Origin of the sequence: Methylobacterium sp. Leaf94, from assembly GCF_001426045.1 — a bacterium.
GTDB lineage: Bacteria > Pseudomonadota > Alphaproteobacteria > Rhizobiales > Beijerinckiaceae > Methylobacterium.
On sequence record NZ_LMRM01000024.1, the window covers coordinates 1 to 15,972 of the forward strand.

18 protein-coding genes are annotated in these 15,972 nt (G+C 61.8%); 10 read left to right on the forward strand and 8 right to left on the reverse strand.

Annotation, left to right across the window (positions count from 1 at the left end; all coding sequences use genetic code 11):
* Together ASG63_RS14245 and ASG63_RS25290 are read left to right on the forward strand one after the other, a co-directional pair.
* The coding region (locus ASG63_RS14245) for a response regulator transcription factor (protein WP_162248648.1) at positions 1-453 on the forward strand (453 nt) is incomplete at its 5' end.
* A 183-nt stretch (positions 454-636) separates the two neighbouring features.
* Positions 637-960 (forward strand): hypothetical protein, encoded by a 324-nt coding sequence (locus ASG63_RS25290; protein WP_156394193.1) that lies wholly within the window; start codon positions 637-639, stop codon positions 958-960.
* A gap of 287 nt (positions 961-1,247) precedes the next feature.
* Here the strand turns inward: ASG63_RS25290 and ASG63_RS26480 are convergent, their stop codons facing one another.
* The 3 genes from ASG63_RS26480 to ASG63_RS14260 all read right to left on the reverse strand — a co-directional run bounded on the left by ASG63_RS26480 (position 1,248) and on the right by ASG63_RS14260 (position 4,437).
* A complete protein-coding gene (locus tag ASG63_RS26480; RefSeq protein WP_244479909.1) occupies positions 1,248-2,975 on the reverse strand; it encodes an AAA family ATPase in 1,728 nt (575 codons plus the stop codon).
* A gap of 13 nt (positions 2,976-2,988) precedes the next feature.
* Positions 2,989-3,438: a hypothetical protein gene (locus tag ASG63_RS25295; RefSeq protein WP_156394194.1), complete on the reverse strand. Its 450-nt coding sequence runs from the start codon at positions 3,436-3,438 to the stop codon at positions 2,989-2,991.
* A gap of 102 nt (positions 3,439-3,540) precedes the next feature.
* A complete protein-coding gene (locus ASG63_RS14260; protein ID WP_156394195.1) occupies positions 3,541-4,437 on the reverse strand; it encodes a hypothetical protein in 897 nt (298 codons plus the stop codon).
* Positions 4,438-5,312: 875 nt separating this feature from the next.
* Between ASG63_RS14260 and ASG63_RS24250 the strand changes: the two genes are divergently transcribed.
* Entirely contained in the window at positions 5,313-6,533 is a 1,221-nt protein-coding gene (locus ASG63_RS24250; RefSeq protein WP_082559310.1) for a phosphatase PAP2 family protein, read from the forward strand.
* Between the two features lie 126 nt (positions 6,534-6,659).
* On the opposite strand, the gene ASG63_RS24255 is transcribed toward ASG63_RS24250, so the two are convergent.
* Positions 6,660-6,878 (reverse strand): DUF1289 domain-containing protein, encoded by a 219-nt coding sequence (locus ASG63_RS24255; protein ID WP_082559316.1) that lies wholly within the window; start codon positions 6,876-6,878, stop codon positions 6,660-6,662.
* Positions 6,879-6,970: 92 nt separating this feature from the next.
* Here ASG63_RS24255 and ASG63_RS14265 point away from each other — a divergent pair, with 92 nt between their 5' ends.
* Together ASG63_RS14265 and ASG63_RS14270 are read left to right on the forward strand one after the other, a co-directional pair.
* The gene (locus ASG63_RS14265; RefSeq protein WP_056217504.1) at positions 6,971-7,249 is read left to right on the forward strand and encodes a metal/formaldehyde-sensitive transcriptional repressor; all 279 of its coding nucleotides are present in this window, start codon (positions 6,971-6,973) and stop codon (positions 7,247-7,249) included.
* 14 nt (positions 7,250-7,263) lie between these two features.
* Entirely contained in the window at positions 7,264-8,385 is a 1,122-nt protein-coding gene (locus tag ASG63_RS14270; RefSeq protein WP_056217507.1) for a nickel/cobalt efflux transporter, read from the forward strand.
* A gap of 37 nt (positions 8,386-8,422) precedes the next feature.
* Here ASG63_RS14270 and ASG63_RS14275 read toward each other — a convergent pair whose 3' ends face one another.
* Entirely contained in the window at positions 8,423-8,629 is a 207-nt protein-coding gene (locus ASG63_RS14275) for a hypothetical protein (RefSeq protein WP_056217510.1), read from the reverse strand.
* Positions 8,630-9,241: 612 nt separating this feature from the next.
* On the opposite strand from ASG63_RS14275, the gene ASG63_RS14280 reads away from it, so the two are divergent.
* Genes ASG63_RS14280 through ASG63_RS14290 form a run of 3 tightly spaced genes read left to right on the forward strand, consistent with a single transcriptional unit; the run spans position 9,242 to position 11,394 of the window.
* A complete protein-coding gene (locus ASG63_RS14280) occupies positions 9,242-9,808 on the forward strand; it encodes a hypothetical protein (protein WP_056217513.1) in 567 nt (188 codons plus the stop codon).
* Between the two features lie 19 nt (positions 9,809-9,827).
* Positions 9,828-11,036 (forward strand): abortive infection family protein, encoded by a 1,209-nt coding sequence (locus ASG63_RS25815; protein ID WP_056217516.1) that lies wholly within the window; start codon positions 9,828-9,830, stop codon positions 11,034-11,036.
* Between the two features lie 4 nt (positions 11,037-11,040).
* On the forward strand, positions 11,041-11,394 hold the full coding sequence (locus ASG63_RS14290; protein WP_244479910.1) for a DUF1810 domain-containing protein: 354 nt from the start codon (positions 11,041-11,043) through the stop codon (positions 11,392-11,394).
* A 930-nt stretch (positions 11,395-12,324) separates the two neighbouring features.
* Here the strand turns inward: ASG63_RS14290 and ASG63_RS14295 are convergent.
* Genes ASG63_RS14295 through parA form a run of 3 tightly spaced genes read right to left on the reverse strand, consistent with a single transcriptional unit; the run spans position 12,325 to position 14,579 of the window.
* Positions 12,325-13,569 (reverse strand): replication initiator protein A, encoded by a 1,245-nt coding sequence (locus ASG63_RS14295; RefSeq protein ID WP_082559312.1) that lies wholly within the window; start codon positions 13,567-13,569, stop codon positions 12,325-12,327.
* A 48-nt stretch (positions 13,570-13,617) separates the two neighbouring features.
* Positions 13,618-13,920, reverse strand: a complete 303-nt coding sequence (locus tag ASG63_RS14300; protein ID WP_056217522.1) for a hypothetical protein — start codon at positions 13,918-13,920, stop codon at positions 13,618-13,620.
* Complete coding sequence (gene parA, locus ASG63_RS14305; protein ID WP_056217525.1) at positions 13,917-14,579, reverse strand: ParA family partition ATPase; 663 nt, start codon at positions 14,577-14,579, stop codon at positions 13,917-13,919. Before parA ends, ASG63_RS14300 begins: the two co-directional genes overlap by 4 nt.
* A 553-nt stretch (positions 14,580-15,132) precedes the next feature.
* On the opposite strand from parA, the gene ASG63_RS14310 reads away from it, so the two are divergent.
* On the forward strand, positions 15,133-15,459 hold the full coding sequence (locus ASG63_RS14310; RefSeq protein ID WP_056217528.1) for a type II toxin-antitoxin system RelE/ParE family toxin: 327 nt from the start codon (positions 15,133-15,135) through the stop codon (positions 15,457-15,459).
* The gene (locus ASG63_RS14315) at positions 15,459-15,776 is read left to right on the forward strand and encodes a helix-turn-helix domain-containing transcriptional regulator (RefSeq protein ID WP_056217531.1); all 318 of its coding nucleotides are present in this window, start codon (positions 15,459-15,461) and stop codon (positions 15,774-15,776) included. The genes ASG63_RS14310 and ASG63_RS14315 overlap by 1 nt, the downstream gene beginning before the upstream one ends.
* The last annotated feature ends 196 nt before the right edge of the window (positions 15,777-15,972 follow it).

Here is a 15,972-nt window from a genome sequence, read left to right on the forward strand (position 1 = left end):
ATCGAGGACAAGGTGAAGGGCCTCGGCTTCGGCGCCGACGACTACCTCACCAAGCCCTTCCACAAGGACGAGCTCGTCGCCCGCATCCACGCGATCGTCCGCCGCTCGAAGGGCCACGCCCAGTCGGTGATCACCACCGGCGACCTCGTTGTGAACGTTGACCAGAAGACCACCTTAATCGCAGGTACGCGCGTCCATCTCACGGGCAAGGAGTACCAGATCCTGGAGCTCCTGGCCCTCCGGAAGGGCACAACGCTGACTAAGGAGATGTTCCTCAATCATCTCTACGGCGGCATGGACGAGCCCGAGCTGAAGATCATCGACGTCTTCATCTGCAAGCTGCGCAGGAAGCTCGCCAATGCGTCAGGCGGCAAGAACTACATCGAGACCGTCTGGGGCCGCGGCTACGTCTTACACGACGGTGTCTCGGAGATGCGTGCCTTGGCCGGCTGAGACGCACCAGGGGTACTCATTCCGCGCCTGCCACGGAGCACCCGAAACGCGCTCGCAAGCCGACTATCCCAACCCAACGAAGGCAAAAAGGTCCAGTTGCCGCGAAAGGGGCGGGGGCGATCGCCTGGCGTTCCGTCGCGGCGACGGACCGTTGAGAACGGGCAACGTCATAGGCCCTCGACCGTGCAGTACGGCACCAATGAGCTGGCAGCCGTCGCCGAGGTGGTAGATGGAGACACGGTAGGGGCCCGCGCCGAAGAGTTCCTGCACCAACGGCTCACCGGTTGGCAGCGTATCGAGGGCCCGCAGAAGACAGGTGAGGCCAAGCACCTTCGTTCGGGAGCAGCGGAATTCGAAGCTCTGCCCAGCCCAGATGCTGCGTTGCACCTGGCACTGGTCTGCCGAAAAGGGTTGATGCTCGCCTCGGTCGCCGGATCGAGGAGAAAGCGGGCGATCGCCTCACGATCGGCGACATGGATGCAGGCTCGCAGCGAGGCGGCCAGCTGACGTCGCGTGATAGACACAAATCCTCCTCTGCTGCTCTCGACTTTGCGCGGAGGGCGACGTTCGCATGCCCCCGCCCCTCTCGGAAGCAGGATCGTGACCTGTCTCGTCCACCGAACGGTACAAGGCCGTCGCGCGATCCAGGCGTTTGGACGGAAGGCTATGAGAACGCAGCAGGTCCTCCGTTCCGTTGAGATCCGATACAGTCGTCGGTCCCATTGTCTCAAACCCCATGGCTCCTCCCCGCGAAGGCCATTTCCAAAGAAGGTCATCGTGGGAAGGAGCAGCGATCAGTGCGGCGGGCTCAGAGTTTCACGTACCGCCAGGATCGTTTCGACTAGCCGGACGAGGCGCCGGATCGAACCGCCGGGCCAAGCCTGACGAATGGCAGCCACCTCATCGCCGTCGAGGGGAGGCAGGAAGTGGGCGTTCAATCCACGGCTCGCCGCGAGCCCGGCCAGAATGGGCGACAGCAAGGCCTCGAGGTGGATGGAGGTCGGAGCCGGCATCTCAATCACGCGTAAGCGGTCGAGCAGCGGTCCCGGAAGCGGGTCGACGCCATTGGCCGTACACAACCAGGAGACGTGACTCAGGTCGACCGCGCATTGGAACGCCGGATCCGGGTAGGCCGACGCCGTCTCACGCTCCAGCATCGGTAGGAGGCCGTCCCACAAGCGACCATGGGTCGTTCCCGTCGAGGCCTTCTCGATTTCATCGAGTAAGATCAGTGGATTAGCCACCCCATGACGTGCGATCGCGAGCACGGGGTGGGCCGGTTCGGTGTTCGCCCAGCGCCGATCCAGACCGCCGATGGCCGCTCCGCTATCGTGCGTTGCATCCACTCGCCAGAGTCCGATCCCGAGATGGCGGGCTAGGCGAGCGACGAGCCGGCTTTTTCCAGCCCCGGGGGGGCCGACCAGGACGGTAGGCCGGAACGCGACGTGGGTCTGCCCGACCAGATCGGCCAGAAGACGGTCGATGGTGTTCAGCGCGTAGGGAAATTCGAACGTGAGGCTGCTGCGCAGCGCCCGGAGGTCCGGCACGGGGGCGAGCGGAACAGGCCGCCCGATGATGGTCTCGAAGCCGCGCGTGAGATTTCGGGTGCGATCGGCCGCCGGCTCGCGCACCTCACGGACCACGACGATCTGCCCAGGGGTGGGAGAAGCGGGCTCGATCAATGCAGGGCGCGTCTCGCCCGGGATCGCTGACAACCGAGAAGCCTCGCGCTCGCGTTCGCGGTTTCGAGCCTTTGCGAGCGCCGCCTCGGCCACGCGCCGGCGCCGACGCTCGTCTTCACCGGCCTGGTCGACGACCGGCTGTGTCAGCCTCTCCCCGAAGGGGAGAAGCGCGCGCACCAGAAGCGTACAGAGCAGCATCTCGCTGCTCGCCCCGCGGCTGAGGACGGCGGCGGCCACAACGACATTCGAAGCGGCCGCGTTCAGGCTCGCGTAGGCAGCCTCGAGTGCCGCGGTCCAACCATCGAGGAGCGTCGCTTCTGCAGCCTCCTCGTGGATGTCGAGGTCTCCGTTGTGATCGGCTCGGCGCCCGAGGCCGAGGGCGGTCTGGGCCTCGGCCAGGGCGGGCAGGTGGAGGACGAGCCCCGGCAGTGCCTCGGCCTCGAGCCAGATCGGCAGCGCGATGCGGACGGCGGCCGCCGCATCGTCGCCACCGCAGGACATCAGCGTCACGCAATCAGCGAGCGCCCGTGCGGCTGGTACGTCCCGTTCGGCAGCGTGGTGGTCGAGAAACCGCGTCAGAGCCCCCCGGGCAGCAACGACGTTCGGATCGCACCAGGGATCGGCCCCCGCAGCAGCGGTGGTCGTGTTCCAAGCCGCGGCCAGATCGATCGCCTCGGGCACGAGGGCGGCGATCTCGGCAACGATCCCCTCGCGGGCGGCCGGGATCCGCAAGGCCGTATCCAGGCAGAGGCGCAAGCGCCTCGGAAAGGCGGCCAGGATGAGGGCCAAGGCCGCCTTGGCATCGATGCGCGGCACGGGTGCGGTCGAGGAAAAAGCCATCGATCGATCCTTCTCAGCGGCCGGGTGCGATGACGGACGAAGACTCCTGATGGCCCCAGCCACGCCAGCGACGGGCGAGGCGCAAGGCGTCGAGATCGGCCCGGCGCCGGGCGCGGCGGCCGAGGACATGCACGAGCAGGTCGCGGGATGCGGCATCGCCGAGGGCGGCGCAGAGCAACACGGCCGAGAGGGCCCGGTCGATGCTGCCGGGTCGGGCGACGCCCTCCGCCAGGATCGTGAACGCGACCCCGATCGCAGCAGCCGGATCGGCCCGGATCGCCGCTTCCCAGCCCGGGAGCCGCAAGGTCGGAGCTGCGAGAAGGGCAGTGCGCAGGTGCCTCTGAGCCGTGAGATCGAGGAACTCGGGCGGCAGGGTCCTCCACCAGGTCAGGGGGGCACTGGGGAAGGCGAGAGCGGGCGGAGATGCCGGCAGAGAGCGGTTCGGATCGATCGGGTCAGTCATCGAGGCAAGCCTGGAGAAGGCACGGGCGCGAACGCGCAACGGTACCGAGGGAAAAGGGAAAGGGGTGGAAGTCGGCCGGGTCGCAGACGCGACCCCTTTGGATCAGCGCGCCATGGGACGGGGCGGCAGCGGCATCGGCATCACGGTTCCGGTCACCTCGAGGGTGCCCAGAGCGCGCGTGAGAAGCTCGGGAACGTCCGCGCGCAGGCGGGTCGTGATCCGGGCGGTGACCGCCTCGATGGCAGCCATGACGGGCTCCTCGAAGAGCCGGTCGATGTCCCTGCCGCTGACGGACAGATCAGGGCTATAACCACCACGTCCGTAGACATCGATCAGGACGGCTCGAACATTGGCGACATGAAAACCCAATGTTTTGAGGAACGCGAGGCCCTGCACTTGGGCGCAGCGCAGGATCCACTCGATTTGATGGACTTTACGCGCCTCGGACTTACCCCCTCCCCTTTTCATCTCGATGATGAAAGCGTTCTGAGTCCGGCGATCGATCACGACAAGATCGAGCTTAACGGTCTGGGCAATAACACCAGAGAGATCGATCGCCGTTTCACCCAACTGGGAGATCGAGCTGTTCCGGATCAACTCCTGGGTCGGCACGGTGATCGGCATCGGAACGTCCCGCATCACCAGGTAGCGGCCCCGGTTCTTGAGAACGTCGGTGAATGCCACCTCGAGAAGCGTGCCATGCCTCTTCACAACCGATGATAGTACCGATGCGACCTGCGACAGGCCGGGACCGAGCAGTGGGTCGGGCGTGAAGACGTTCCGCAGCGCCTGGTCGACGACCAGATCGGCAGCCGCCAATAGTGCAGGCGAACCGGCAAAGGGGTTCGCGGTATGCCCGTATCCGCAGCCCTGTGCGGCCCCGCTGCCGAGCGGAACGGCAATACGTCCGGACGTGGCCGAGCGGGATGCGGCGTCGCTGCCTGCAGGCAGCCGGGTCCGGCCGCTACCCTGAGCAGCCGGGTGGGGAATGATGGTCATGAGGGTTCAAATCCGTCCAGAAGGACACCCAGCCCCCGCGCAGGCCGACCGACGAACGGCTCGGACAGCAGGCAGCCATGCGTCGGAGCCCTAGGCTGCCGACGTCTCAGAGTGTCGTGATTGCAGGAGAGCGAAGGCCGCCGGCACTCCAGGCAGGAATGCGGAGGGTTGAGCCTTCAGGCGATCATGCGGATCGGCGGGACGGACGAGAGCACCAAAGCGGTCGATGAGGCGCGGGACGGTTTCGTCGGGGGCGCAATGCCGGTAGGGGTGGTCATAGCCATGGCAAGTATCTCTCCAGGATACAAATCGTGGTCAGGCCGGGGCTGGTGCTGCTAACACCGGTGCCGGCCGTCCTCTGCTAAAGGGCGGCGCGGCACGTGCGCTGGGTCTGCCATCTCCAAACTTGGCCCGGGCGTGGGGGTTTGGGAAGCGCCTGAGAGCGGCAATTCCCCATTCGACAAGGCCTTCTGCCTGGCATCGTTAACGCAGGCCTGGCGTAGGCTTCCGCGGTGGATGGGGATTTCCACCTGCCTGCCTTGGACGCGGCGGCTTTTCATCGAGCATGCTGCTTCTGTGCAGGCACGCGCCTTGGTGTCACGAATTGCAGGTACGATTGGCCGTACGACACTGAACCAGGACCGCGGTGGAATTGATTGGCAAGCCCACCAAGCCTTTCAGGCACTCCGACCTGCCTTACAAGAATGCGCCGTAAACGGTCGTTTCCTGCACACTAGGAGCATCCTTGCGGGCGAAGTATTCAGAGTAGAATTTTAGCAGACCTCGGCCCGATTTTTTCGCTTAAAGGCACTTATCAAACATTCACGATCCGGGCAGGATCGTTGATACCCAACAGGGTACGAAGGGGTGTCACAATGGCCAATTACTACGATCCACAGCGATACGCATTAACCGGACCTCAAATTGAGCCGGAAGCTGGTCACTGGACCTTTGCCGGCGAGCTAGTTCGTGTTGTCAACATCCACAGCCTACATCCCTCGAGTATTCCCGATCCCTACGATATAGATCCAGGCTTGTTAGAGAACGACTTACAGGAACTCGCACACCTTGCCAGTATAAGAAACGACCCGACTGCGGTTGCTGGTACATTTAAAGCAACCCCTCCAGTTGGAAAACCGTACGGCACTCCCGACCTCGTAGATCGCACAAGGAAGCCACTAAGTATTTTCCTGAAACACCAGCCGCCGCCGATCACTTCACAGATTCGCCGATCAGAACAAGAAGAAATTGCTGATATTCTGATGCCGTGTGCTGAACAAGAACCCTTTGTGGTTAACGGCCGCGATCTAGCCCGATTGTTTGAAGACGAAACACCAGGTCTTTTGCACAGGCATGCCCTGAACTGCCTTCTTTTCAGACGAAGTGTCTCTCCCCCTCGTCAGGCACGGATTTGGATGGCGCTTGATGTTGCAATCTATAGTGCCTTGTTAGCCGCTTGGCATATCAAATGGGGCCATCGCGATACCAACAAGTCCGGTGATCCACCTGACTATACCCGCGTTTATCGCGAGCGGCCCATCATCTGGGAAGCGCGTGTAGCAGCTGCGGAGAACCGGTCAGAACGTTACAGTGTTCTGTTTGATTATGAGATTGATGAAGAAGGAAACGACACCACGAACCGACGCTGCCCGTCACCATTTGTCTCTCCAGGTACGCCACGACATCCGGCTTACCCATCCGGTCACAGCACATATAGTGCTGCGGCGAGCAAGGTTATGGCTCACTTCTTTCCCGACGCAGCAGTCGAGCTTGAAAACTTAGCGGATAACATTGGTATGGCCCGACTTTGGGGGGGCGTTCATTGGCGACAGGATCACACCGCTGGTCAGATGCTAGGCGGGTGGGTCGCGGACGAAATCATCAAGCAACTCTGCCATGATCCCGTTCGACCAATTCCAACTCCCATGCCATCCCGCTGTGATGCAACGAAGACAACGCCCTCATTCTCGACCGTTGAGCAGGGGAAGAAATATCGTTCGGACCATGCCAATGGAAAATGCGAAGCAAATCAGGACACTATTCCCGCGCCGTCGCTCAGCATCCAAGAATTCCAGGGCCAGCGTGGCGCATTCTAGATCGCAACAAAAATCGTCCCGGCGTCATAATACGCCGGGATTTTGCTGCAAAACAAATGATCTCTATTATGTTACGGCATCAAATTCTAAGAGAATTCTGAAAGTATAATTTTCTTATTGGATAGATCATGAGCGTCGCACCCGCTTGGCTGGGGTCGTCTCGGCCGACTGCTGTTTGCTCAGTTGCTCAACCCGGCGCGGCAGCTCGCGCAGGAGCGCGGTGCGCCGGTAAGGCGTCAGCTTCCGCCATGCCTTGATCTCCGGGACCGTCCGGCCGCAGCCAAGGCACCAGCCCGTTTTGCCGTCCCACTGACACACCCCGGTGCAGGGGTCTTCGTTCTTCACGCTAGGAGCCTCCATGCCCCGGTCGTGCAATTTATGCTCGACAATAAATAGGGTACCCCCCTATATATTCTCACACAAGCGAAAGCCGCTCCATGGCCCATACGATCAAGGAAAAATCCAAGCTGCTGGCGCGGGTGCGCCGGATCAAAGGACAGGCGGAAGCCGTCGAGCGTGCCTTGGAGCAGGAGATCGGCTGCGCCGATGTGCTGATGCTGGTTGCCTCGATGCGGGGAGCGATCAACGGCCTGACCGCCGAGCTGATGGAAGACCACATCCGCCACCACGTCGTGAACCCGGACACTGATTCGGATGCCGAACGCGCCAAGGGCGCGGCCGAGCTTATCGAGGTGGTAAAAACCTACCTAAAATAACGAAAGCCGATGCCATGACCTCATTGACCGACCTGCTTGCGCAGGGGACGGCGCACGCCTGGCTGTTCGTGCCGACCGCGATCCTGCTCGGTGCGCTGCATGGCCTCGAACCCGGCCACTCGAAAACGATGATGGCGGCCTTCATCATCGCGGTGCGCGGCACGGTTATGCAGGCGGTGCTGTTGGGTCTGGCAGCAACGCTGTCGCACACGGCGGTGGTGTGGGTAATTGCCTTGGCTGGGCAGTACTTCGGCCAGCAGTATGCCGGGGAGGCGTCGGAGCCGTACTTCCAGCTCGCCTCGGCGGTGCTGATCGTCGGTATTGCGCTCTGGTTGGCGTGGCGGACGTGGCGCGAGCAGCACCACCCGCACGACCACGATCACCACTACGACGAGACCCACCACATCACCACGCATGACGGCCTGCTGACGCTCGAGGTGTTCGAGGACGGCGTGCCGCCGCACTGGCGCGTGCGCAGCGAGCGCGGGGCGCTGCCGGAGGCCAAAGCCTTGACCGTCGAAACCCTGCGCCCGGATGGCACCCGGCAGGTGTTCGGGTTCGTGCGCAACGGCGACTTGTTGGAAAGCCTTGAGGAAATCCCGGAGCCGCACGCGTTCACGGCACGGCTGCACCTCGACGCCACGGCCGGAGCAGAAACCCACGAAGTCATGTTCGAGGAACACGACCACGATCACATGAACCTCGGCGACGAGGACGACGCCCACGCCCGCGCCCATGCTGACGATATCCGGCGGCGCTTCGCCGGGCGCACTGTTACCACCGGGCAAATCGTCATGTTCGGGCTGACCGGCGGCCTGATCCCGTGCCCGGCGGCGATCACCGTCCTGCTGCTGTGCATCCAGCTCAAGCAGTTCAGCCTTGGGTTCGCGCTGGTGGTGTGTTTCAGCATTGGGTTGGCGCTGACGATGGTGTCAGCCGGGGTGCTGGCGGCCTTGAGCGTCAAGCACGTCGTCTCCCGCTGGTCCGGGTTCAGCAGCTTCGCCCGGCAGGCACCCTACGCTTCGGCCGCGCTGATCGTGTTGGTGGGTCTCTACACGGGCTGGGTCGGTTGGCAGGGTATCGACCACGGCCAGGCGGCGCACGCCGCCGTGACCAGCACCATCAGTCGCGGCTAATCAGCCGTTTCTGAGTTCCAGCGTTGCGATGCCAGGGTTAGCCCCGGCGGCTCATGCTGCCGCCCATGCCCTCGCAGCAGCAGCCGCCCTTCTTGCCCGTCTTGGTGTGGTTCATCGCCATGCCGCCGCTCTTGGCGCACATCATCGCGCCCTTGCCCTTGCCGCCCCCGCAACAGCTCATGGCGAGAGCCGGGGCAGCGCTGAGCATCAGCAGCGTGGCGGTGGTCACAAACAGGGTCTTCACAGGCGTCTCCTCATACACGGCGGTTTGCCGGGCGGCCTTGCATCTTGCCATCTTGGCAAAGCTACGCCTTCCCGTCAGCGCTTCACAGTCCTGACCTTCTGCCCGTCGGCGAGACCGGGGGTGGCGCAGGTCACAGGGGAGGGGGATCACCCACCTGCAGGCCCTTCGCCGAAGGATGGGGATACCCCTTGACCGCAGCCGGGGGCAGCGCCCCGTGCAGCGTCTTCTCGTCAGCCCACCGTGCTTGGAGGCGGGGCTTCGCTCCGATCACGTGGGAGCACAGGCCCACATTGGATTACAGGCCCACATTGAGCACTGTAAATTAGAAGCCAAGCCTCTGGTAAGTAACAAACTTTTCTAGAGCCATCCGCCAACTAACATTTTGATCTGGCGTAGCCGCGCAGCTTATGGGACGTTTTGGGGCGTGAAGCATATCTCCTGGCGCGCAACCAGCGCGACTCAAGTTCTTGGATAAGAACGATTTTGGCGTCATTATTTTGGCATCAAAGGCGACGGGTTCAGCGACAGGTGTCCAAAGCCAGCTCGTTCCGCCGCCGGAGAAATCCGCCAGGGGTCCAAACCCTGGCCCTAATGATATAAGGAACCATAGGGATGGCTCGGCCAAGCAAGTATATCAAGAAAATCAGAGAACTACGCAGGAAGCTCTGGCCGGACGTCGATTTTGAGACACGCCTTTGGCATCGCAACCGCAACGATGGCTTCGTCTCTGTCCCGCGGACCTTGCCCCTCATCATCTGTATCATCGACGAGATGACGAAAGGCGCGCCCGCCGGCTTGACCTATGCTGAGCTCTGGTGCCGTTCCTTCGACGAAATGTATGTCAGCCTTTCGAAGTCAAAAGAAATGGCCTTTCATTCTGGCTTCACGGGCCAGAGGGCTGAGCGGACCTGGGCTGAGAAGATACGCCGCCTGGATGAACTCGGCTTTATCAGCATCAAAAGCGGGCAGGCTGGTCAGCTTTCACATGCACTGATCTTCAACCCCTATCATGTCATTAAGAAGCTGTACGTTGCGGGGCATTCTGGGATTACCAACGACCGCTACAACGCGTTGATGGAGCGTGCGATCGAAATTGGCGCGGACGATTTGGACGACGTGTCCGAAGATGACGATGCTGATGGTGATGCAGTAGCCCCTACGACTGCTGCTACCGCCTGACCAAAGAATTTTCCTACAAATGCCAAACAAGTCGCCGCCCGACGAGCTCCGCCGTCAGATCGCTTCGATCCTGTCCGGCGAGAAGGCTTATGACATACCTCGCGTCTGTACCCGCTATGGGCTTACGGACGGCTCCGGCGAAGAAGCGTTCGCCAGCAAGTTCCGCTACGTACTTGTTCGTTTGCAAGAGCTGAGTACACCGCAATTGCTGCAGGTCGGTCGCACGGTGCACGCTGACTACCAGAGCCGTACTTTGAGTGATGCGTTGGGTATAGTCGAAGACCTAAACTTGCCACAGATCACAATGATTACGCGGCGGCGGCTGCTCAAAATCCTGAACTCAATAACCTTGGAAGGTCAGCTATCGATCTTTGAGTTCCTGGAGCCAGTCTATGACCTCGACAACATCCCCTCACCTTACCATCGACCCAGTCTTGACGGAGACGTGCGCTCGATCCGCGGCGACATTTATCAACACTGTATCAACAACTACGATTGGGACAATGTCGACCTTCTAAAGCACCTAGGTTTTCTGGACTGTCACCAGCGGCAGGTCTTCCGGCTGCTGGAGCGCATCTTCGACCCTGAAATCTGGGACGAGGATCATCCTGAGGGCGGTCTGTTGGACCGGATCAATCAGGTCCTTATAAAAGATGGCTATGCCCTACAGATGACCGGCACGGTCTCCGGCTCGGGAATTTACAAGATTCAGCTGGCGGGAGGACCCGGAGCTACGCCAGCTGACGATGAAATCAGCGCACTGGTTAAGCGGTTTGACGAGGCCGGTATCCGTGCACTCTGGGAGAAAGCCCTACAGCGTCGCCTAAGCGATCCGGACGGTGCCATTACGATCGCCCGCACCTACCTGGAGCAGACATGTAAGCACATCCTGGATGAGGAGGGCGTCGCCTATCCTGATGATGTCGACCTGCCCAAACTCTGGACCCTGTGCGCCAAGCAGATGAATCTGGCTCCCAACCAGCACACCGAGGAAGCCTTCAAGAGCATTCTCGGCAGCTGCCAGAACGTCGTGAACACCTTGGGCACGATCCGCAACCGTATCGGTGACAGTCATGGCCAACGTGGCAAGCCCGTCCGGGCCAAGCCGCGGCACGCACAGCTCGCAGTGAACCTGGCAGGCTCCATGGCGATGTTCCTCCTGGCGACCTGGGAGGAGCATCGGGAGAAGATTGCCGAGGGCACAGAGGCCGACAACGCGGCCGAATAAGTTAGTGTTTTCCGCGCTGGCCTCTCTATGGGTGTGGTTCATCTTCCCGCAGGTCGCCGGCCTCGGGTTCAGCGCGATGGCGCAGCGCTACGCGATCAGCGGTCTTGATGAGGCACAGGCCTACCTGCAGCATCCGGTCCTCGGCGAGCGCCTGCGGGTCTGCACCGCGGCAGTCAACGCAGTGACCGGGCGGACCGCGCACCAGGTGTTCGGCTCCCCCGATGACATGAAATTCCGCTCCAGCATGACCCTGTTTGGGCGTGCGGCACCGGATGAGCCGGCGTTCCGGGTGGCGTTGGAGCGGTATTTTGGGGGACAGGAAGATCCGCACACGCTGGAAATCCTGCAAACCAGATAACCGCAAAGCCACATTTACAGAAATACGATTTTCCGGGCATATACAGCACTGGAAACCTGGTCCCAGATTTGGGCCCGTTGCGCACGCAGGCGACCTGGTGGAACCCAGACAGTTCAGCCGTCAGCCTCATGGCGGCAAGCAGGGTGGCGGCAAACGACGTCCGCGGGAACAGCAGCCCCAGAATTCTCCTCCAGCCGGCCGCGGCGAAAGTTCATCGCCAGACACGGCACCTCCCCAGCTCGCGTTTCGCGGTCGCAGAGCGACTGCATCATCCTCCACTGCGCAAAGCGCGGTGACAAAGCCTCTCAGGAGGGCTGTGGGCTGTTTTAGGGGCTCTGACCTCACACTGTCGGTTCTGCCGTCTGAAACGCTTCCTGAGGCCGCTCAGGCTGGTTCTGCCACTCACTCTCTCGCAGAGACTCTTTCTGTCCGCCCTTAGGCGGACCCAGTCTGAGTCAGCCGCCTACGGCGGCTTCCATATCGGGTGGGGGAGCGGGTTTTCGCATAGCGAAAAGGGGCTGGTTCGTTTCGGTGACCGCCGCAGTCGGCTTTTGTCAAAAACGATTCGGGCGCTTCAGCTGGGCCGGATTGGTTGAGAGCACAAGCGGAGAGTTATCCACCGGCGCAGCGTTTTAGATAGTTTTCTAGGTTTTAAATAGTTTTAGGAGTTTTGCGCTTCGCCTGCCGACAGAAAAATCTGATCTTTTACAGCGTCTTAGCGGTTAAAAAGATTGGCGATGTACGGCCCCCGGATTGGTGATGTACGGCTTGTCATTGGTGATGTACGGGATGTCATTGGTGATGTACGGTTTTCGATTGGCGAAGTACGGTTTTGACAAAAGTTTTCCACAGGCTGGCGGGGACTTTCATCCGCCAACCAGAGCCATTGGCGAAGTACGGTTTTGACAAAAATGGCTGACAAAAACGCCTCTAGGTCAGCGGAAGCTCGGGCGCACCGGCACCACTGCCTAAAGGCACATCAGCCGCGTCGGGCTTCCGTTCGCGCATGACAAGAATGTCCTCGCGCTTCCCCTCAACGATCTCCAGATCGTAGTCCGGGAACGGGAACACCCGGGTGCTGCTGACGAACTGGCGCACCTGGAAGGCGAACTGTGGCAGCCCCTGCAGGGAGCCGCTGCGCTTGTGCAGCTCCTTCAGGCCGTAGCGGGCGATCCCGCTCTTGCCGGCCGCCCGGCGGGCCAGCCGGTAGATGAAGCGGCCGATCCCCTGCGTGATCAGGAAATACTCCGGGTTGAGGGTCAGGATTTGCGGGTTGCCCTTCTCGCGCACCACCCCGTTGTAGACCCAGTCGGGGATGCCGATTTCGACCTGATCGATGTTGCCTGTGGTGGTCTTGCTGATCACCTTGAACGTCTGAATGAGCGGCATCGCCACGACCTCACGACGGCTTCCGCCGGTCAGGTTGAGGATTTTGATGCGGGTGCCCTGCAGCCGGTCGAGGGCGGCTTCCAGGTCCTTGTACTGCTTGCCGCCGGAACTGCGCCGGCAGAACTTCAGGATGTGCGACGAGCTGGGGCGGTAGACGCGGGCTGGCGCATCGGTGCGCAGACCCTTGTCCTGATTGAGACGGTAGCGCCGGGCCTCCTCGGCGAGGCTGGTGACCATGTGCAGGAAGATGTCGTAGTCGAACACCGTCGCGAGGCCCGCTGAGGCGCTGCCGTCGATGGTGATGATGCAATCCTTCAGCTCGTAGCGGATCTCCCCTCCCCGCTTGGCCTTGCCCAGCGAGAACGGAGCCACGTCCATCAGATTGACGTCGTCCTTGAGCGGCGCGTCGTAGATGCTGGGCACAAAGAACGAGAGCTGGGAGTCGTCCTCGGGGGCTTCCCGCAGCACCGGCGCCGGCAGTTCGGCCGTCAGAGCGCCGACGATGTCGGGGCGCCGCTCGTTGAGTTTGACGGCCTCACCGAGGTCCCTGAGGGCCTGCTCCAGCGCGTTGGTCGGCTCCGGCGAGACCTTGAGGTCTGCCAGGCTGCGCCGGCTGTAGAAGCGCCGGAGACGGCTCAGGGCGTCCTTGCTGAGTTCGAGCGTCTCACGGCCGGTCTTGGCGCAGAACGTGTCGGCGAGCTCCTGCAGGTAGTCGTTTTTGGCGTGCAGCCCCAACGCCCCGAACTGGTCGAGGGGCATCAGGTCGAGGCGGACTGGCTCGCTCACGTCAGCTTTTCCGGAAAGTCGTAAAGGCGGATTTCTGCATCAGCGCAATTACGACGCCGGAAACTCGCGTTCGAGCAGATCGCGCATCATGTCGGCCATCTTCTGACCGCGGGCGGCACACTGCATCTTCACCCGGCGGTGCAGGCTTTCGGGCACGTCGATGGTGAAGCGGGACATCTTCTCCTTCGGTGCCTCAGCCGGCGCAGCCTCGACGGGCTTCAGGGCGGTCACGGTGCCCCCTTCCCGGTCGCTCGCGGGCTCGGCGCCACGGTTGGCGATCCAGGCGTCCGCACCGGTCGCCAGCTTGGAGGTTGGCACCTTGAACGATACAGACTTGCCACCCTTGCTCATGCGGCCTTCCTTTCTTTTTTGGTTTTGCTACCGGCCTTGGTCAGCTGGAGTTCGTTGGCGAGCTGGGCCATCTCGATCGCGGCCTCGCTCTTGGCGTCGGTTTCGATCACCGCCCTCCCCTGTGCTGCGCTCTCAGCGTAGATCACCCGCTGGCAAAGGGCATTGAGCAGCACCGGAAAATCAAACTGTTCCAAAGCGTTGGCGACATCGCGACCGATCGCCGTGTTTACGATTTTGCGATTTATCACAAAAACGGCTTTGATGTTTTCCTTAAACTGCTGGGCTTCGCGGATGAGCTGCACGGTGTCGGCGGAGGCCCACACGTCGTAGGGCGACGGCTGGACCGGGATCAGCACCACGTCGCTTGCGAGGATCGCGGCACGCCCAAGATCGTTCACCCGCGGCGCGCCGTCGATGATCACCACGTCGTAGTCGGCGGCCAGCTCCGGCAGGTCCTTGTGCAGGGTCGGCTTGGCCATGCTGATCACCGGGAACAGCGGATCGGCTTCTCGGGCGGACGACCAGGCCATCGAGCTGCCTTGGGGGTCGGCGTCGACCAGCAGCACCCGACTGCCAGCCTTGGCGCAGACCGCAGCGAGGTTGGTGGCGATGGTCGTTTTGCCGACCCCGCCTTTCTGGTTGAGCACCCCGATGATCATGTAGCCGCCTTTCTGGATTTGCGCATTTTCGGATTTACGATTTTCCGCAAAGCCGCTTCTGTAGGATTACGATTTCACACAAGCACGACCTTGCCAACGGTTGGTTAACGGCTTGTGCGAACGGTGTGCCGCAGGGGCCACATTTCTGGAAAGGCGCAGACGCACAAAATCGTATTTACGCTCGGCGAATGCGAAAGCACCGCTCTCCGAGCGGCGAGCAAAGCGAGGATCACCATCGCGGGCAGACCGCGAAGCAGGGTCCCACTGGGATGCTGGCGGCTGTACCCGTGGGGCCTGGTCCGTACAGCATCGCCCGGTGATGAGCCGGGGCCACCTGTCTCTGTCCCTTTATGCAGACGCACACCGGGCGATCCTGACAGCAGCCGTGCACCACAAAATCGTAAAAGGGGATTTCCTGATTTTTACACCGCTGCCCAGAAACCTGCCGCAACCGCGGGCAGGGGCGGGGACTCTTAAAGCCTCTCCGGTGTACCTCGGGACCAGCAGCCTGTCAGAGCAGGCTTGATTGGTAACGTATATGGTACTATGCTAGATGGAGATCAGGGAGTTTCTGGACGGCCGTGGCGGCAGCCCGTTCGCCAGCTGGTTCGATGACCTGGACGCCCAGGCGGCTGCCAAGGTGGCGGTCGCGCTAACCCGGATGGAGCGGGGCAACCTCTCCAACGCCAAAGGCGTCGGGGGAGGGGTGCAGGAGTACCGGATCGACTGGGGGCCCGGTTACCGGGTCTATTTCGGGCAGGACGGGGACACACTGATCATCCTCCTGTGTGGCGGCACCAAGCGCCGGCAGCAGGACGACATCGCCGAGGCGCAGGCGCACTGGGCAGAGTACAAACGACGCAAGAAGGAGGAGGGGTAATGGCCCTGACCTGCAGCTTCAAGGACACCGTGAAAGCGCGCGCCGAGCGCGACCCGGCGTTTCGGAATGCCCTGCTGACCGAGGCGGTCGATCAGTTTCTGGCCGGCGACCTAGACACCGGCAAGGCGGTCCTGCGCGACTACATCAACGCAACGATCGGCTTCGAGCGTCTGGCTGTGGAGACTGGCAGCTCGTCCAAGAGCCTGATGCGTATGCTCAGCCCAACCGGCAATCCAACCGCCAGCAATCTGTTCAGCGTGCTGAGCACGGTGCAGAAGGCAGCTGGCGTACACTTGGCGGTAGCTACCGGACGCTAACAGCGTCGGAGATCGCGGGACATAGCTCAAGATTGTGCTGCGATCCACAGCCGCTGCTATTCATCCTTTGTACAAAAGGAGAACACAGGTTATCATCACAGGTAGGAAGCGGTCCGCTCATGCTAGTGTGAAAAGCGAGGTTTTAGGATGGTTGTGAAAGTGGATTTTCCGGGCGGCCATTTCTTCGACGGTAGCC